We start from the raw sequence: 17,365 nt of genomic DNA, 5'->3' as shown, positions 1-17,365 counted from the left end.
CACCCCTGGGGTGTTGTTACTGCACTGGCTGGGGTGTGGGATAGAAACCCCCCGCCGACACAATCCTTATGCGCGGGGCTGGTTGATCCGAGCAGGATCAACCAGCCCCGCTTTTTCGTCGTGAGGTTCTTCGGCCGTGGTCCCGGCCGGTCGGAGCGGGTCGACGAGCTGTACGATTTGTAGAAGGCGGTTCGGTCGTGGCTGTTCAGTCCCGCTCGGGGCTTGGATGACAGCACGGGCGCAGGTGGTCGATCAAGACCCCGCGATGACGGGCGCGCTAAGCCAGGGCTACTACCTTGGTAAGATTTTTTGGCTTTTCTTCTTCAGGAGGTTCGGTGTCCGGTTCCGACGACAAGCGCGGCGGTCCCCGCCGCGGGGCCGGTGCCGGCCGCAGCGGCCAGGGCGGCCGCGGCAACTACGACCGCAAACCAGGCGGCAACTCGCAGGGCCGCGGCTCGTACGGTGGCCCGCGGCGCGACAACGACGGTGGTCAGCGTCGCTTCAACGACCGGGACAACCGGGGCGGAGAGCGCGGCGGCTACCGCGGCGACCGCAGCCGGGATGACCGGGGTGGGTTCCGCAACGATCGCAACGACCGCGGTGGTCACCGGGGCGACCGGGACAACCGGGGTCCGCGCGATGATCGTGGTGGGTTCCGCAACAACCGCGACCGGTTCAACGACAACGATCGCCGGGGCCCGCGCGACGACCGCAACCGGGATGACCGAGGCGGCGCCCGCCGGGACGATCGTCCGCGTCGTGATGACTTCAGGCGTGATGACCGGCGTGATGATCGTCGGGATAACCGGGGTGGCGACTTCCGTCGCGATGACCGTGGCCGGGACAACCGGGGCGCGGATCGCGGTGGCTACCGCAACGACCGCAACCGCGACGACCGCGGCGGCTTCAAGCGTGACGACCGTCCCCGTCGTGATGACCGGGACAACCGCGGGAACTTCAACCGCGATGACCGTCCCCGCCGCGATGACCGTGGCGGCCGCGATGGTTTCCGGCGTGATGATCGTCGGGACAACCGGGGTGGCGACTTCCGTCGCGATGACCGTGGCCGGGACAACCGGGGCGCGGATCGCGGTGGCTACCGCAACGACCGCAACCGCGACGACCGCGGCGGCTTCAAGCGCGATGATCGCCCCCGTCGTGACGACCGTGGTGGTTTCAAGCGTGACGACCGTCCCCGTCGTGATGACCGGGACAACCGCGGGAACTTCAACCGCGATGACCGTCCCCGTCGTGACGACCGTGGTGGTTTCAAGCGTGACGACCGTCCCCGTCGTGATGACCGGGACAACCGCGGGAACTTCAACCGCGACGATCGTCCCCGTCGTGACGACCGGAATCGGGATGACCGTCCGCGCCGGGATGACCGCGACAACCGTGGCGGGTTCAAGCGCGACGACCGTCCCCGACGCGACGACCGCGGTGGCCGGCGCGACGACTTCAAGAAGAAGGACGGCTTCCGCAAGGACGACGGCGGCTTCAAGCGCGACGCGGACCGCAAGCCGGAGCGCAAGGACGACGATGCGCCGAAGCCGGTCGAGCCGGAGCTCCCCGAGAGCGGCGTCGACCCGTCGGAGCTGGACCCGGAGGTCCGCCGTGAGCTGCTGTCGCTGCCGAAGGGAGCTGCCGACAAGGTCGCGCAGCACCTGGTCGCAGCCGGTCAGCTGATCGACGAGGACCCCGAGCGCGCCCTGGCGCACGCCCGCTTCGCGCGGCAGAAGGCCTCCCGGACCCCGTCGGTGCGCGAGGCCAACGGTCTCACCGCCTACCTGACGGGCGAGTGGAACGAGGCGCTGTCCGAGCTGCGCGCTGCGCGTCGGATGGGCGGCGGCCCGGGCCACCTGGCGATCATGGCCGACTGCGAGCGGGCGATGGGACGTCCGGAGCGGGCGATCGAGCTGGTGCGCAGCGAGGAGGCGTTGCAGCTCGACAAGGAGGACGAGATCGAGCTGCGGATCGTCGCGGCCGGCGCGCGGCGCGACCTCGACGAGATCGAGGCGTCCGTGGTCAGCCTGCAGATCCCGGAGCTGGACCCGAAGATCCAGGAGCCGTGGAGCGCCCGGCTGTTCTACGCCTACGCCGACAACCTGCTGGCGGCCGGTCGCGAGCGGGACGCCTTCACGTGGTTCGTCCACGCGGCGCACGCCGACGACGAGGAGGAGACCGACGCTCCCGAGCGGCTCGAGGAGCTCGCGGTGCAGCTCGGTGGACCCGAGGTCGTCGAGGAACTGGTCAACGAGGCCGAGGCCGCGGCGGAGATCGACGACGACGATGACGACCTCGACGATGACGACGCCGACGGAGACGATCTCGACGAGGACGACGCTGACGACGTCGACGAGGACGACGCCGAGGAAGGCGACCTCGACGAGGCGGACGCGGACGACGTGGAGGTCGACGAGGACGGCGCCGGCGCCGAGCCCGCGGCCGAAGGAGGATCGCGGACGCAGTGAGCGGCATGCTGCTCGACGATCACGACGTCGTGCTGTTCGACCTGGACGGCACGGTGTACCGGGGCGGGGAACTGGTTCCCGGCGCGCTGGAAGCGATCCAGCGGGTGCACGACCGCGGCGTGCCGGTCCGCTACGTCACCAACAACGCCTCCAAGCCCGATCAGGCGGTCGTCGACCACCTGATCGGGCTTGGGCTCAAGGCCGAGCGCAGCGAGGTGAGCACCAGCGCCCAGGCGGGTTCGGCGATGCTCGCCGAGAAGCTGCCCGCCGGATCCCGGGTGCTGGTCGTCGGTTCCGCAGCGCTGGAGTCCGAAGTGGACCGGCTCGGTCTGGTGCCGGTCACCGAGTTCGCCGACGATCCGGTCGCGGTCGTGCAGGGCCTGTCGACGGAACTGGGCTACCGCGACTTCGCCGAGGCGTGCCTGGCGATCCGCGACGGCGCGCTGTGGGTGGCGTGCAACGCCGATCGCACGTTGCCCACCGAACGCGGGTTGATGCCCGGCAACGGCGCCTTGGTCGAGCTGCTGCGCGCGGCCACCGACCAGGACCCGCTGGTCGCGGGCAAACCGGAGCGTCCGCTGCTAGACCGCGCGGTGTCGTCGGCCGGAGCCGACCGGCCACTGATGGTCGGGGACCGGCTGGACACCGACATCGCCGGTGCGGTGAAGGCGGGCATGCCCTCGTTGATGGTGCTCACCGGCGTCAACACGCCTCGCCACCTGCTGGAGGCCGCGCCCGGTGAACGGCCGGGCAGCGTCGCGGCGGATCTGCTCGGCCTGTTCTCGCCCCAGTCCGAGGTCGCCATCGCCGCACAACCGGCGTGGTCGGTGGCGGTCGGCGACCGGCTCGAACTGTCCTCGCGGGGTGACGGCGACGAACTCGGTGCGCTGCGCGCGCTGTGCGCGGCGTGGTGGTCGGCGGGTTCCGGACCGGTGCAGGTGGAGGGCAGCGACGACGCGGCGCGCGCGGCGCTGCGGGCGCTGGACATCGACTGACCTGACGGGAACGTGCTGGATCAGTCGGCTAGCGTGAAGGTGGTGCCGCGCAACGTTCGCGCCCACCGGTGATCGAGGGGAGTACCCGCCCATGACCTCTCCGTGGCAGCAGCAGGCGCCCAACCCGGCGATGCTGGCGCGTCAGGCCGACGACGGGCAGTCGGCGATCGACGCGATCTCCGCGGCGATGACCGAGCTCGACGAGGTGCGCGATCAGCCCGTCGCCGAGCACGTGCAGCGCTTCGAGAACGTGCACAGCTCGTTGACCGAGGCGTTGTCGAAGGCCGACCACCTGCAGTCCCAGAACACCCCTCGGAGTTGACGAAGTGCCTCGCAAGGCGCGCCTGGACGCCGAACTGGTTCGGCGCGGGCTGGCCCGGTCCCGGGAACACGCTGGAGAACTGGTCGCGGCAGGCCGGGTGAGCGTGCGCGGCATGATCGCGCGCAAGGCCGCCACCGCCGTGGAGATCGACGCACCCGTGCTGGTCACCGACGACGTCGACGACCCGGGCTGGGCTTCGCGCGGCGCCCACAAGCTGGTCGGCGCGCTGGAGGCGTTCGAGCCGGGCGGGCTGTCGGTGGCGGGCAAGCGTTGCCTGGACGCGGGTGCTTCCACCGGCGGGTTCACCGACGTGCTGCTGCGTCGCGAGGCCCGAGAGGTCGTCGCCGTCGACGTCGGGTACGGCCAGCTGGTGTGGAAGTTGCAGACCGACGAGCGGGTGCACATCCACGACCGCACCAACGTGCGGTCGCTGACCCCCGAGGACATCGGCGGCCAGGTGGACCTGGTGGTCGCGGATCTGTCGTTCATCTCGCTGAAGCTCGTGCTGCCCGCGCTGGTCGCCTGCGCCACCGAGAACGCTGATCTCGCCCTGATGGTCAAACCGCAGTTCGAAGTGGGCAAACAGCGGCTAGGCTCGGGTGGCGTGGTGAGGGATCCGCAGCTGCGCGCCGAAGCGGTGCTGGAAGTGGTCGACTTCGCCGCCGAGCACGGATTGGGACTGCGCGACGTCGTCGCCAGCCCGCTTCCGGGCCCGTCCGGGAACGTCGAGTTCTTCGTCTGGCTGCGGCCGGGCGCCGAAGCGGACCACGATCGCGCCAGCAGCATGGTGGCGGACGCGGTCGAGCGCGGACCGCAGACGTCGACCAGGAATTCATCCCGGCAAGGGAGTGGGAGTTGACCCGACGGGTGCTGCTGGTGGTGCACACCGGCAGGGAGCAGAACCTGCGCACAGCGGAGAAGGTCGCCGGTCGTCTGCTCGACGCGGGGATCGAGGTCCGGGCGCTCGCCGGCGAAGCCGATGAGCTGCGGGAATCCGCCTGCGAGGTCGCGAGACCGGACGAGAACCCCGCCGTCGGCACCGAGCTCGTGCTCGTGCTCGGCGGTGACGGCACGCTGCTGCGCGCCGCCGAACTCGCCCGACCCGCCGGGGTGCCGCTGTTCGGGGTGAACCTCGGCAGGGTCGGGTTCCTGGCCGGTGCCGATTCCGACGCCCTCGACGAGGCGATCGCCGCCGTCGTCGAATCCCGCTACCACGTCGAGGAGCGGATGACCCTGGAGGTCACCGCGACGCTCAACGGCGACCAGGTCGCCTCCACCTGGGCGCTCAACGAGGCCAGCGTGGAGAAGAGCAGCCGGGAACGGATCCTGGACGTGGTCGTCGAGGTCGACGGCCACCCGGTGTCGGCGTTCGGTTGCGACGGCGTGCTGTGCTCGACCCCGACCGGTTCCACGGCCTACGCGTTCTCCGCGGGCGGTCCGGTGGTGTGGCCGGACGTCCAGGCGCTGCTGGTCGTGCCGAGCAACGCCCACGCGCTGTTCGCGGGCCCGCTGGTGGTGTCGCGGGATTCCCTGGTGGCGATGGAGATCGACCAGCACGGACACCACGCGGTGCTGTGCTGCGACGGTCAGCGGCAGTTCGACCTGCCGCCCGGGGCGCGCGTGGAGGTCGTCGGCGGGTCGACGCCGATCCGCCTGGTGCGCCTGCACGACACGTCGTTCACCGATCGGCTGGTTCGGAAGTTCGAGCTGCCCGTCCAGGGATGGCGCGGACCTGCCAAGTAGCGACCGCCTGCCGAGCAGATCGAACACAGTGTCTAACGATTTCGGTGGCGATCACCGCAGTGGGGCGTTCTCCGGCGCTCGGTGCCGATAGGGTGCTGTGTGTGTTGGCGGAGATGCGTATCCAGGGACTGGGCGTCATCGACGACGCCACGCTCGCACTGCACGCCGGCCTGACCGTGGTCACGGGTGAGACGGGCGCGGGCAAGACGATGGTGGTCACGGGACTCCATCTGCTCAGCGGCGGCAGGGCCGACGCCTCGCGGGTCCGGTCCGGTGCGCAGCGTGCCGTCGTGGAGGGCCGTTTCGCGACCACCCCGGACTCACCGGCGGCGAAGGTCGCCGGCGACGCCGGTGCCGAACCCGACGACGACGGAAGCCTGATCGCGCTGCGCACGGTGACCTCCGACGGGCGTTCGCGGGCGCACCTCGGCGGGCGTTCGGTGCCCAACGGCGTGCTCTCCGAGCTCTCCGAGCAGGTGCTCGCGGTGCACGGGCAGAACGACCAGCTGCGGCTGCTGCGCCCCGGCGAGCAGCGCGCGGTGCTCGACCGCTTCGCCGGTGAACCGGTGCTGCACGTGCTGGCCGACTACCAGCGGGTTCGCGCCGAGTGGGCCGAGGTCGTGGGCGAACTGACCGAGCGCACCGAGCGCTCCCGCGAGCTGTCCCGCGAAGCCGACCTGCTGCGCCACGGGCTGGCCGAGATCGAAGCCGTCAACCCCGAAGCGGGCGAGGACGTTTCGCTGGTCGACGAGGCGCGGCGACTCGCCGACGTGGACCAGCTGCGGGAGATCGCCGCAGGTGCCCAGCACGCGCTGTCCGGTTCCGCTGACGCCGACCCGGAGGCCCCGGGCGCGATCGGGCTGATCGGGGAGGCCGCCCGGCGGCTGTCCTCCTCGGAGGACCCGGCGCTGCGGGAACTCGAACCGCGCGTTGCCGAGGCCGTCGCCGTGCTCTCCGACGTCGGCGGTGAACTGGGCGCCTACCTGGACAAGCTCGACGCCGACCCGGCCCGCCTGGAGCAGGTGCTGGCCCGTCAGGCCGAGCTCAAGCAGCTCACCAAGAAGTACGCGGCCGACGTCGACGGAGTGCTGGCCTGGGCGGAGGACGCCCGCTCGCGGCTGTCCGGAATGGACACCTCCGAGGAGGCGCTGGCCGCGCTGGCGGCCCGCCGCGATGAGCTCGCGGTGGAACTCGCCGAACACGCCAAGGTGCTCAGCGCGGCCCGCGCCGAAGCAGCCGTGCGCCTGGCCGACGCGGTCTCGGAGGAGCTGTCCGGACTGGCGATGGCGCAGGCCAAGCTGCAGGTCCTGGTGCACGCCAAGGAAGCAGAGGACGGCGACCCGAACGGGATCCCGGTCGACGACCGCAGGCTGCACGCCGGGCCGGAGGGCGTCGACGAGGTCGAGCTCCAGCTCATCGCGCACTCCGGAGCGCCCGCGCTGCCGATCCACAAGGGCGCCTCGGGCGGTGAGCTCTCCCGCGTCATGCTGGCGCTGGAGGTCGTGCTCGCCGACGCGGACACCGTGCCCACGCTCGTCTTCGACGAGGTCGACGCCGGTGTCGGCGGTCGCGCGGCCGTGGAGATCGGACGTCGGCTGGCCCGGCTCGCGCGCACCCACCAGGTCGTCGTGGTCACCCACCTCCCGCAGGTCGCGGCGTTCGCCGACCGGCACCTGGTGGTCGACAAGGGCCAGGTGGACGGCGGTCTCACCAAGAGCGACGTGCGCCTGGTCGCCGACGAGCGCCGAGTGGTGGAGCTCGCGCGCATGCTCGCGGGCATGGAGTCGACCGAGACCGGTCGTGCGCACGCCGAAGAGCTGCTCGAGACCGCGAAGACCTACAAGCTGACGCAAGAGAAGTTCGGCCGAAAGAACAAGAGCGGCAAGAAGAAGTCCTAAGACTCTGGGGTCTTGCGTGGCGGTGCGGGTGGCGGAACCTCAGACGTCTTCTGGCTCCGGGATCCGAGACTTGTGTATGACCAATACGCGGCGCTACGGCTGTCCTCCCCAGAAGACGTCTGAGAACCCGCGGCGGTGCGAGTTGCTCGCATGGGGCACTGAGAAAGCGACTGCGTCGCTTGCCTGACGCCGGTTGCGGTTGGGCTGTTTGGTTCTTTGTGCGCTGCGGCATATGGCGCAGTGGGTTCGGCGTGGCGCGGCCACGATTGGTGATTGGTTTGTCACCATCGGCTCATGAAAATCAGCGGACTGCTGACTCGACAGCAGGAGGACCTGCCCGGTCTCGCCGGGGTCGCCAGGGTGGAACGCCGCTCCGGTGATCTGCCACGCCGGGTCCGCGCCGGTGACATCGCGGTGATCGACCACGCCGACCTGGATCGGCGCAGCGCCGAGGCACTGGTGGCGGCCGGGGTGATCGGTGTGGTCAACGCCGCCCCGTCGATCTCCGGGCGCTACCCGAACCTCGGCCCGGAGGTGCTGCTCGCCGCCGGGATCGCGCTCGTCGACGGCGTCGGAAGCGACATCCTCAACCAGGTCAAGGACGGCGCGAAGATCCGCCTGTTCGAGGGCGGTGTCTTCGCCGGGGAACGCGAGCTGGGACGCGGCGTCGAGCAGGACGCCAACTCGGTCGCCGACCAGCTCATCGAGGCCAAGGCCGGGATGTCCACGCAGCTGGAGGCGTTCTCCGCCAACACCATCGAGTTCCTGCGCACCGAGCGCACGCTGATCCTCGACGGCATCGGCGTTCCCGCGCTCTCCGGCTCCATGGAGGGCAGGCAGGTGCTGGTGGTCGCGCCCGGTTACGGCCACGCCGACGACCTGCGCACCCTCAAGCGCTACATCCGCGAGTACAAGCCGGTGCTGATCGGCGTCGAGGGCGGCGCCGACTCCCTGCAGCGCGCCGGCTACAAGCCGGACGTCATCGTCGCCGCCCCGGACACCGTCAGCACAGCCACGCTGCGCAGCGGTGCCGAACTGGTCATCCCCGCGCACCTGGACGGGCACGCGCCCGGCCTGGAGCGCATCCAGGACCTCGGCGTGGGCGCGATGACCTTCCCCGCCTCCGGCAACCCGGAGGACCTCGCGCTGCTGCTGGCCGACGCGCACCAGGCGAGCCTGGTGGTGACCGTCGGGTTCCAGGCCACGCTCAGCGAATTCCTCGACCGCGGCCGCTCGGGTTCGAACCCGTCGACGTTCCTGACCCGGCTTCGGCTGGGCAGCAAGGTCATCGACGGCCCGGCAGTCGCCGCGCTGCAGCGCAACCGCACGCCGATGTCGGCCGTGGTGCTGCTGGTGCTGGCGGTGCTGCTGGTGGTCGCCGTGGCGCTGCTGGTGTCCGGGCTCGGCTCCGCCGCCATGAGCCAGATGGCCGACACCGCCGGTGTCGTGTCGGCCTACTTCAAGGGGCTGTTCTCGTGATCACGCTGCGCTACCACATCATCTCGATCGCCGCGGTCTTCCTCGCGCTGGCCGTGGGCGTGGTGCTGGGCACCAGCTCGGTCAGCGAAGGCCTGCTGACGGCCGTGAGCGGGGAGAAGCAGGAGCTGCGCGCTCAGGTCGACGAGTTGGGTGCCGAGCGCGCCCAGCTCAAGGCCCAGGCCGACGCCGCCGACCAGTTCGACACGACCATCGCGCCGATGGCCGTGCGGGATCAGCTCGCCGGCCGCAGCGTGGTGGTGATCAGCTCCGCCGACACCGACGACGGCCAGCGCACCGCGATGACCAAGCTGCTGCGCGACTCCGGCGCCGACGTCACCGGTGAGGTTCGCCTCGGCGAGGCGCTCACCGACCCGGACCGCACCGACCAGCTGCGCGGCGTCGTCACCCAGCTGCTGCCCGCCGGGGTCCAGCTGCCCACGGCGGCGGACCCGGGCACCCTCGCCGGCGGCCTCATCGGCCCGCTGACGCTGGTCAACCCGCAGACCGGGCAGCCGCAGGCCGCCGACGACGCCCGCGCGGCGGCGCTGTCCGGCCTGGCCGGTGGCGGCTACGCGACCGCGTCGGAGGGACTGCGTCCCGCGCAGCTGGCGGTGGTGCTCACCGGCGGTCGCGTGGAGGGCGACAACGCGGCGGACCGGGCGACGGCGCTGGCGCGCTTCGCCACCCAGGTCGACCGCTCCGGGCAGGGCGCTGTCTTGGCCGGTACGACCGGGTCCGCCGACGGGCGCGGTGCGGTCGGCGTGGCGCGCGTGGACCCGGCGATGTCGTCGAGCCTTTCCACGGTGGACAACGCGGAGACCGGTGCCGGTCGGGTGGCGGTCGTGATGGCCGCCCGCGAGCAGGCGGACCGGCAGGCCGGGCACTACGGTGTGGCCAGCAGCGCGCAGGGGCCCGTGCCGGGCACCCGCGGCGCTTCGTGACCCGCGGGTTCGCCCCTGGTCGTGCGCGGTTCACCGAGACGTCACGGTTGACCGGCCGGTAGGCCGCCGGATGGCGGTTGACCCGGCCGGTTCGCGTTTTCCAGGTAGGGCGGGTCTCGGTGCGGGCCTCGACCGTCGTGCGTTAGGCTGGAATTCCGTGGGAGCGACGGATCCAGCCGTCCTGCCAGCGCAGAAATCCAGCCAGGCGACGGCTTGACCACGGGGAGCTTTTCTTGGTGCCGCAAGCACGCACTATCAAGCATGTTTTCGTAACGGGGGGCGTTGCCTCGTCGTTGGGGAAGGGGCTCACGGCGTCCAGCCTGGGCGAACTGCTCACCTCCCGCGGCCTGCGGGTGACCATGCAGAAGCTCGACCCCTACCTGAACGTCGATCCGGGGACGATGAACCCCTTCCAGCACGGTGAGGTGTTCGTCACCGAGGACGGCGCCGAGACCGACCTGGACATCGGTCACTACGAGCGGTTCTTGGACCGCGATCTGACCCGCAACGCCAACGTCACCACCGGCCAGGTGTACTCCGCGGTCATCGCCAAGGAGCGTCGCGGCGAGTACCTGGGCGACACGGTGCAGGTCATCCCGCACATCACCGACCAGATCAAGGCCCGCATCCGGGCCATGGCCGAGCCCGACGAGAACGGCGTCACGCCTGACGTGGTGATCACCGAGGTCGGTGGCACCGTCGGCGACATCGAGTCGCTGCCGTTCCTGGAGGCCTGCCGCCAGGTCCGCCACGACGTGGGCCGGGACAACTGCTTCTTCCTGCACGTCTCGCTGGTGCCGTACCTGGCGCCGTCGGGCGAGCTCAAGACCAAGCCCACCCAGCACTCGGTGGCGGCGCTGCGCAACATCGGCATCCAGCCGGACGCGCTGGTCTGCCGCGCCGACCGCGAGCTGCCCTCCGACCTCAAGCGCAAGATCGCGCTGATGTGCGACGTCGACACCGACGGCGTGGTGGCCTGCCCGGACGCGCCGTCGATCTACGACATCCCGAAGGTGCTGCACAGCGAGGGCCTGGACGCCTACATGGTGCGCAGGCTCGGCCTGCCGTTCCGCGACGTCGACTGGTCGGTGTGGGGAGACCTGCTGGACCGGGTGCACAACCCCTCCGAGCGGGTGCGCATCGCGCTGGTCGGCAAGTACGTCGACCTGCCCGACGCGTACCTGTCGGTGACCGAAGCCCTGCGCGCGGGCGGGTTCGCCCACCACGCCAAGGTGCAGATCTCCTGGGTCGGTTCGGACACCTGCGAGACCGACTCCGGCGCGGCGCAGGCCCTGGCCGGCGTGGACGGCGTGCTGATCCCGGGCGGGTTCGGCGTGCGCGGCATCGAGGGCAAGCTCGGCGCCATCCGCTACGCGCGGACCAACAACATCCCGGTCCTCGGGTTGTGCCTGGGCCTGCAGTGCATGGTGATCGAGGCGGCCCGGTCGCTGGGCGGTCTGGAGCGCGCGAACTCCACCGAGTTCGAGGAGCCCTGCCAGCACCCGGTGATCAGCACCATGGCCGACCAGCACGACGTGATCTCGGGTGACCGGGACATGGGCGGCACGATGCGGCTGGGTTCCTACCCGGCGAAGCTGGGCGAGGGCTCGATCGTCGCCGAGGCCTACGGCACCACCGAGGTCCACGAGCGGCACCGGCACCGCTACGAGGTCAACAACTCCTACCGGGACCGGCTGAGCAAGGCCGGCGTGGTCTTCTCCGGCACCTCGCCCGACGACCGCCTGGTCGAGTTCGTCGAGCTGGACCGCGAGATCCACCCGTTCTTCGTGGGCACGCAGGCGCACCCGGAGCTCAAGAGCCGTCCGACCCGCCCGCACCCGCTGTTCGCGGCGTTCGTGAAGGCGGCCATCGACTACCAGGCGGCCGAGCGGCTCCCGGTGGAGCTGGAGACGGCCGCTCCGGAGCCGGAGTCCGAACCCGCCGGAGCTTGATTCATCGCAGGTGAGCGGCCCGCACGACCGGTGACGGTGGTGCGGGCCGCTTCATCGGCGGGCGATCGGCTCTAGGGTGGTCCTCGTGGAGACCACGGGTAGCGGTGTCGCGCGCACCAACGGAGAGCACGAGTTCACCACGCTGGCCAGCGAAGACGTCTACGTCGGGCGGATCCTGGCGCTGCGGGCGGACGAAGTGGGCATGCCCGGCGGAGGTCACGCCCGCAGAGAGGTCGTGGAGCACTACGGCGCCGTGGCCATCGCCGCGATCGACGAGCAGGACCGGGTCGTCCTGGTCCACCAGTACCGCTATCCGATCGGCCGCAGGCTGTGGGAACTCCCCGCCGGTCTGCTGGACGTCGCCGGCGAGCCGCCGGTGCGCACCGCGCAGCGCGAGCTCGCCGAGGAGGCGGGACTGGCCGCCGAGGACTGGTCGGTGCTGGTCGACGTGGCCACGTCGCCGGGCTTCACCGACGAGGTGGTGCGCGTGTTCCTGGCCACCGGGCTGTCCGAGGCGCCCCGTCCCGACGCCGTCGGCGACGAGGAAGCGGACCTGGTCATCGAGCGGTTCCCGCTGGCGGAGGCGGTGCGGATGGCGTTCGCGGGGGAGATCGTGAACGGTCCCGCGGTGGCCGGTCTGCTGGCCGCCAAGGCGGCCCGCGACGGTGTCGCGCAGCCCCGCCCGGCCGACGCCGAGTGGATCGACCGGCCGCTGCGATTCGCCGCCCGGTGAAGGGTTTCGAGTCGCTGCCGCCGGGGTTGCGCACCGCCGTCGGCGAATACCTCGACCACCTCGCGGTCGAGCGCGGAACCGCGCGCAGCACGCTGGACTCCTACGCCCGCGACCTGCGCAGGTACGCGGAATTCCTGGTGACCCGAGGCGTTTCCGGGCTCGGTGAGGTGCGCACCGAGCACCTGGCGGAGTTCCTGGCGCAGCTGCGCGAAGGCGTCGAAGGCCGGCCGCCGCTGGCGTCGTCCTCGGCGGCGCGGGCGCTGGTGGCCGCGCGCGGCCTGCACCGGTTCGCGCACGCCGAGGGCAGGATCGCCGTCGACGTGGCGCGCGAGGTCGCCCCGCCGAGCCCGCCGAAGCGGCTGCCGAAGGCGCTGTCGGTCGACGACGTGGGACGGCTGCTGGAGCACTCCGGCGGCGACGATCCGCGCGGGCTGCGGGATCGGGCGCTGCTGGAACTGCTGTACTCGACCGGAGCGCGCATCTCCGAGGCGGTCGGGCTCGACGTCGACGACATCGACCGCACCGACCGGACCGTTCTGCTGGACGGAAAGGGCGGCAGGCAGCGGCTCGTGCCGATCGGGCGTCCCGCGCTGGCGATGCTGGAGGCGTACCTGGTGCGGGCGCGGCCCGTGCTGGTGGCGCGCGGGCGAGGCAGTTCCGCGGTGTTCCTGAATTCGCGCGGAACCGGACTTTCTCGCCAAAGCGCGTGGAACGCGTTGAAAACAGCTGCGCAACGGGCGGGAATCGCGGAAACGGTTTCACCGCACGTGCTGCGCCATTCCTTCGCCACGCACCTGGTCGAAGGAGGGGCTGATGTGCGCGTGGTGCAGGAGTTGCTGGGGCACGCTTCGGTGACGACGACGCAGGTGTACACGCTGGTCACGGTCAACACGCTTCGGGAGGTCTACGCCACGGCACATCCGCGCGCGCACCTTTCGGGGTGAGATCACCGCTTGCGCATGCGCGCGTTCACCGAAAGCGGTAGATCTTCATCACACGAACATCACGAACTTCCGCCGACCCAATTACCGACACCACGGCGAGGCACGTTGCCGCAGGTCGTTTGAGCGACTTAGGCTGCGATCGATCGCCACCGGTACCGAAGGAGTCAGATCGCCATGTCGTTGCCGCATCCTTCCGCCTCCCGGCGGCCTCGGGGCGCGGTCGACCTGAGCATCGCCCCCGAGACCACAGGTCCTGCGGCCAACGCCGATCAGAACCAGGACGCCCGCGGTCTCGGTCCCACCGGTCGGCCGCTCCGGTACATCCCCGAACCTCCGCTGCTGGACGAGCACGGTCCCGCGTCGGTGCTGGCGATGTGCAACCAGAAGGGCGGCGTCGGCAAGACCACTTCGACGATCAACCTCGGTGCCGCGCTCGCTGAACACGGGCGCCGGGTGCTGCTGGTGGATTTCGACCCGCAGGGCGCGCTTTCGGTCGGCCTCGGCGTTCAGCCGCACCAGCTCGACCAGACGATCTACAACGTCATCATGGAGCGCGGGGTCGCCGTCGAGGACGTGGTGCGCCGCACCACCGTCGAGGGCATGGACCTGCTGCCCAGCAACATCGACCTCTCCGCCGCCGAGGTGCAGCTGGTCACCGAGGTCGGCCGCGAGCAGACCCTGCACCGCGTGCTGCGGCAGTCGATCGAGGAGTACGACTACATCCTGGTGGACTGCCAGCCCTCGCTCGGCCTGCTCACGGTGAACGCGCTGGCGGCCGCCGACGGCGTCATCATCCCGCTGGAGTGCGAGTTCTTCAGCCTGCGCGGGGTGGCGCTGCTGATCGACACCATCGAGAAGGTGCGCGAGCGGCTGAACCCGAAGCTGGAGATCAGCGGCATCCTGGCGACGATGTTCGACCCGCGCACGCTGCACTCCCGCGAGGTCATGCAGCGCGTGGTGGAAGCGTTCGGCGACGTCGTCTACGACTCGGTGATCAACCGGACGGTGCGGTTCCCGGAGACCACGGTCGCCGGTGAGCCGATCACCAGGTGGGCGCCGCGTTCCGCGGGGGCCCAGGCGTACCGGGCGCTGGCCCGCGAGGTGATCGCTCGATGACACGTCGGGTCGCCCTGCCCGGGGCCGCTGAACTGTTCCGTACTACTGTGCCTCGGACGGATCAGGGCTCCGCGCCGCAGGAGGACCCGACGCCGCCCGCCCCGGTCAAGGAGCAGGGGCGAGCGCTGTCGGCGGGTTCCGGTCGGCGCAAGCACGATTCGAAGATCACCGTGTACGTGTCCGACGAGGAGTTGCTGGGTTTGGAGCAGGCTCGGCTCGCGTTGCGGGCGGACCACGGCATCGCCGTGGACCGCGGTCGCGTCGTGCGCGAGGCGATCGCGGTGCTGCTGGCCGACTTCACCGAGCACGGTGCGGACTCGGTGCTGGTGCGGCACCTGCGGGAGTCCGGCGAGTGACCGATGCCCCGCAACCCGGCGCCGAACTCGCACCGTCCGACGCCGGGGTCGATGCAGCACAACAGGATTCCTCGTTAGCTGAGGCCGAAGCTCAGCCTGGTGACGGGAAGTTCACCGTGCGGTTGGAGAACTTCGAGGGTCCCTTCGACCTGCTGCTCCAACTGATCTCCGCGCACGAGCTCGACGTCACCGAGGTGGCGCTGCACAAGGTCACCGACGAGTTCATCGCCTACACCCGCACGCTCGGTGAGCACTGGGACCTGGACGAGACCACCGAGTTCCTGGTGGTCGCCGCGACCCTGCTGGACCTCAAGGCCGCCCGGCTGCTGCCCGCCGCCGACGTCGAGGACGAGGCCGACCTCGCGCTGCTGGAAGCCCGCGACCTGCTGTTCGCGCGGTTGCTGCAGTACCGCGCCTACAAGCAGGTGGCCGCGCTGTTCGCCGAGCTGGAAGCCGGCGCGCTGCGCCGCTACCCGCGCTCGGTGTCGGTGGAGGAGCGCTACGAGAACCTGCTGCCGGAGGTGGTGATCGGCGTCGACCCGCAGCGGTTCGCCGAGATCGCCGCGTCGGTGTTCCGGCCGAAACCGCCGCCGACGGTGTCGCTGGACCACATCCACCAGCACGGGGTGTCGGTGCGCGAGCATGCCGCCCTGCTGCGGGTGCGGCTGGCGGAGAAGGGCACGTTGACCTTCACCGACCTGGTGTCGGACTGCGGGCACACCGTCGAGGTGGTGGCCAGGTTCCTGGCGCTGCTGGAGTTGTACCGGGAGAAGGTCGTGCAGTTCGAGCAGGACAGCCCACTCGGCGAGCTGCAGGTGAGCTGGGTCGGCGGCAGCATCGCCCAGGCGCAGGCCGAGGCCGAGGCACAGCGAGCCAACCGGGAAGAAGAGGAGTACGGCTGATGGCCGCCGAAGCGGAACCCGAAGTCGACGCGCAGCCGGACGAGGTGACGGGTCCGGAGGGTGCCGAGGTGGGCGGCGAAGCTCCCGCCGAACCCGCACCGGAGGCGGCGGCCGATGAGGCGGTGGAGACCACCGGGGCTCCCGATCTCACCGCCGATTCCGAGCTGGATGCCGCCCTGGAGGCGTTGCTGCTGGTCGTGGACGTGCCGGCGGGGGACGAGCTGCTCGCGGAGACGCTGGAGCAGCCGGTCGCCCGGGTCCGCTCCGCGCTGCGGAGGCTTTCCGAGGGCTACGCGGAGAGCGAGCGCGGCATCGACCTGCGCTACGTCGGTGACGGCTGGCGCTTCTACTCGCGCGAGAAGTACGCGCCCTACGTCGAGCGCTACCTGCTCGACGGGCAGCGGACCAAGCTGACCCGCGCTGCGCTGGAGACCCTCGCGGTGATCGCCTACCGACAGCCGGTGACGCGCTCCCGCGTCGCGGCGGTACGGGGTGTGAACGTGGACGGCGTCATCCGTACCCTTGTGGGGCGCGGCCTGATTAGCGAGGCCGGCACCGACCCGGAGACGGGCGGCATCCTGTACTGCACGACCGAGCTGTTCCTGGAACGGCTGGGGCTGTCGTCGCTCAAGGACTTGCCGCCGCTCGCACCCCTGTTGCCCGAAGTGGATTCGATCGATGACGTCTGAACGCCGTTCCCCCTCCAGTGCCGCGAAGGACCCCAACGAAGAGGGGGTGCGCCTGCAGAAGGTCCTGTCGCAGGCCGGTGTCGCGTCTCGGCGGGCGGCCGAGGAGATGATCGTCGAGGGCCGCATCGAGGTCAACGGCGAGGTCGTCATGGAGCTGGGCCGCCGCGTCGACCCGGAGACCGCGGTGATCCACGTCGACGGCAGCCGGGTGATGACCAACAGCAACCTGACGCACCTGCTGCTGAACAAGCCCGCCGGGATCCTGTGCACCATGTCCGACGACAAGGGACGTCCGTGCATCGGTGACTACCTGCGGGAGCGCCAGGGCAAGCTGTTCCACGTGGGGCGCCTGGACCAGGACACCGAGGGTCTGCTGCTGATCACCAACGACGGCGAGCTCGCCAACCGGCTGATGCACCCGTCGTACAAGGTGCGCAAGACCTACATGGCCGAGGTGCTGGGACCGATCCCGAAGGACCTCGGGCAGCGGCTGCGCGAGGGCGTGGAGCTGGAGGACGGCCCGGTCAAGGTGGACCGCTTCAAGCTGGTCGACCAGAACCAGAACCGCGCGCTGGTGGAGATCGTGCTCCACGAGGGCCGCAAGCGCATCGTGCGCCGGCTGCTCAAGCACGTCGGGCACCCGGTGCAGCGACTGGTGCGCACCCGCATCGGCGACGTGCAGCTCACCACTGAGCGCCAGGGCGCGATCCGCCCCCTCAACGGCCAGGAGGTCGCGTCCCTCTACAAGATCGTCGACATGTGAGCTTGCGCTGAAGAAGAATCCGCGGCCGGGAAATCCCGGCCGCGGATTCTTCTTCCAGGGG

Annotated in this window: 17 protein-coding genes; 16 read left to right on the top strand and 1 reads right to left on the bottom strand. The window is 70.7% G+C overall.

All coding sequences use genetic code 11. The annotated features are described in order from the left end of the window. Nucleotides 1-323 precede the first annotated feature (323 nt). Nucleotides 324-1,718 (bottom strand): hypothetical protein, encoded by a 1,395-nt coding sequence (locus AB0J78_RS23090; protein WP_363792261.1) that lies wholly within the window; start codon nucleotides 1,716-1,718, stop codon nucleotides 324-326. 39 nt (nucleotides 1,719-1,757) lie between these two features. On the opposite strand from AB0J78_RS23090, the gene AB0J78_RS23085 reads away from it, so the two are divergent. From AB0J78_RS23085 to AB0J78_RS23010, 16 genes are all read left to right on the top strand, one after another. Further along, nucleotides 1,758-2,471 carry a hypothetical protein gene (locus tag AB0J78_RS23085; protein ID WP_363792259.1) on the top strand — a complete coding sequence of 238 codons (714 nt, stop codon included), beginning with the start codon at nucleotides 1,758-1,760 and terminating at the stop codon, nucleotides 2,469-2,471. A gap of 5 nt (nucleotides 2,472-2,476) precedes the next feature. Next, on the top strand, nucleotides 2,477-3,466 hold the full coding sequence (locus AB0J78_RS23080) for an HAD-IIA family hydrolase (RefSeq protein WP_363792298.1): 990 nt from the start codon (nucleotides 2,477-2,479) through the stop codon (nucleotides 3,464-3,466). 91 nt (nucleotides 3,467-3,557) lie between these two features. Beyond that, nucleotides 3,558-3,788 (top strand): hypothetical protein, encoded by a 231-nt coding sequence (locus tag AB0J78_RS23075; protein WP_207918964.1) that lies wholly within the window; start codon nucleotides 3,558-3,560, stop codon nucleotides 3,786-3,788. Nucleotides 3,789-3,792: 4 nt separating this feature from the next. Next, entirely contained in the window at nucleotides 3,793-4,647 is an 855-nt protein-coding gene (locus AB0J78_RS23070; RefSeq protein WP_363792257.1) for a TlyA family RNA methyltransferase, read from the top strand. Next, complete coding sequence (locus tag AB0J78_RS23065) at nucleotides 4,644-5,531, top strand: NAD kinase (RefSeq protein WP_363792255.1); 888 nt, start codon at nucleotides 4,644-4,646, stop codon at nucleotides 5,529-5,531. The genes AB0J78_RS23070 and AB0J78_RS23065 overlap by 4 nt, the downstream gene beginning before the upstream one ends. Before the next feature lie 101 nt (nucleotides 5,532-5,632). Continuing rightward, nucleotides 5,633-7,429 carry a DNA repair protein RecN gene (gene recN / locus AB0J78_RS23060; RefSeq protein ID WP_363792253.1) on the top strand — a complete coding sequence of 599 codons (1,797 nt, stop codon included), beginning with the start codon at nucleotides 5,633-5,635 and terminating at the stop codon, nucleotides 7,427-7,429. 294 nt (nucleotides 7,430-7,723) lie between these two features. Further along, on the top strand, nucleotides 7,724-8,908 hold the full coding sequence (steA, locus tag AB0J78_RS23055) for a putative cytokinetic ring protein SteA (protein WP_363792251.1): 1,185 nt from the start codon (nucleotides 7,724-7,726) through the stop codon (nucleotides 8,906-8,908). Beyond that, nucleotides 8,905-9,849, top strand: coding sequence for a copper transporter (locus AB0J78_RS23050; protein ID WP_363792249.1), 945 nt, complete (start codon nucleotides 8,905-8,907; stop codon nucleotides 9,847-9,849). The genes steA and AB0J78_RS23050 overlap by 4 nt, the downstream gene beginning before the upstream one ends. A 233-nt stretch (nucleotides 9,850-10,082) precedes the next feature. Further along, on the top strand, nucleotides 10,083-11,801 hold the full coding sequence (locus tag AB0J78_RS23045) for a CTP synthase (RefSeq protein WP_363792247.1): 1,719 nt from the start codon (nucleotides 10,083-10,085) through the stop codon (nucleotides 11,799-11,801). A 76-nt stretch (nucleotides 11,802-11,877) separates the two neighbouring features. Then, entirely contained in the window at nucleotides 11,878-12,534 is a 657-nt protein-coding gene (locus AB0J78_RS23040) for an NUDIX hydrolase (RefSeq protein WP_363792245.1), read from the top strand. Beyond that, nucleotides 12,531-13,478, top strand: coding sequence for a site-specific tyrosine recombinase XerD (xerD, locus tag AB0J78_RS23035; RefSeq protein ID WP_363792243.1), 948 nt, complete (start codon nucleotides 12,531-12,533; stop codon nucleotides 13,476-13,478). Before AB0J78_RS23040 ends, xerD begins: the two co-directional genes overlap by 4 nt. Before the next feature lie 174 nt (nucleotides 13,479-13,652). Continuing rightward, entirely contained in the window at nucleotides 13,653-14,594 is a 942-nt protein-coding gene (locus tag AB0J78_RS23030) for a ParA family protein (RefSeq protein WP_363792241.1), read from the top strand. After that, a complete protein-coding gene (locus tag AB0J78_RS23025; protein WP_363792239.1) occupies nucleotides 14,591-14,950 on the top strand; it encodes a hypothetical protein in 360 nt (119 codons plus the stop codon). The genes AB0J78_RS23030 and AB0J78_RS23025 overlap by 4 nt, the downstream gene beginning before the upstream one ends. Continuing rightward, a complete protein-coding gene (locus AB0J78_RS23020) occupies nucleotides 14,947-15,852 on the top strand; it encodes a segregation/condensation protein A (protein WP_363792237.1) in 906 nt (301 codons plus the stop codon). The genes AB0J78_RS23025 and AB0J78_RS23020 overlap by 4 nt, the downstream gene beginning before the upstream one ends. Next, the gene (gene scpB / locus AB0J78_RS23015; RefSeq protein WP_363792235.1) at nucleotides 15,852-16,541 is read left to right on the top strand and encodes an SMC-Scp complex subunit ScpB; all 690 of its coding nucleotides are present in this window, start codon (nucleotides 15,852-15,854) and stop codon (nucleotides 16,539-16,541) included. The genes AB0J78_RS23020 and scpB overlap by 1 nt, the downstream gene beginning before the upstream one ends. Then, the gene (locus tag AB0J78_RS23010) at nucleotides 16,531-17,304 is read left to right on the top strand and encodes a pseudouridine synthase (RefSeq protein WP_363792233.1); all 774 of its coding nucleotides are present in this window, start codon (nucleotides 16,531-16,533) and stop codon (nucleotides 17,302-17,304) included. The genes scpB and AB0J78_RS23010 overlap by 11 nt, the downstream gene beginning before the upstream one ends. Nucleotides 17,305-17,365: the final 61 nt, after the last annotated feature.

The organism is Saccharopolyspora sp. NPDC049426, assembly GCF_040676935.1.
Lineage (GTDB): Bacteria > Actinomycetota > Actinomycetes > Mycobacteriales > Pseudonocardiaceae > Saccharopolyspora.
Note: the sequence above shows the minus strand (reverse complement) of the source record. Positions and strands in the feature narration are given on the sequence as shown.

Coding starts and splice junctions, on each gene's coding strand:
- AB0J78_RS23075 (WP_207918964.1), top strand. CDS start 3,558: ATGACCTCTCCGTGGCAGCAGCAGGCGCCCAACCCGGCGATGCTGGCG.
- AB0J78_RS23080 (WP_363792298.1), top strand. CDS start 2,477: ATGCTGCTCGACGATCACGACGTCGTGCTGTTCGACCTGGACGGCACG.
- AB0J78_RS23010 (WP_363792233.1), top strand. CDS start 16,531: ATGACGTCTGAACGCCGTTCCCCCTCCAGTGCCGCGAAGGACCCCAAC.
- AB0J78_RS23025 (WP_363792239.1), top strand. CDS start 14,591: ATGACACGTCGGGTCGCCCTGCCCGGGGCCGCTGAACTGTTCCGTACT.
- steA (WP_363792251.1), top strand. CDS start 7,724: ATGAAAATCAGCGGACTGCTGACTCGACAGCAGGAGGACCTGCCCGGT.
- AB0J78_RS23030 (WP_363792241.1), top strand. CDS start 13,653: ATGTCGTTGCCGCATCCTTCCGCCTCCCGGCGGCCTCGGGGCGCGGTC.
- scpB (WP_363792235.1), top strand. CDS start 15,852: ATGGCCGCCGAAGCGGAACCCGAAGTCGACGCGCAGCCGGACGAGGTG.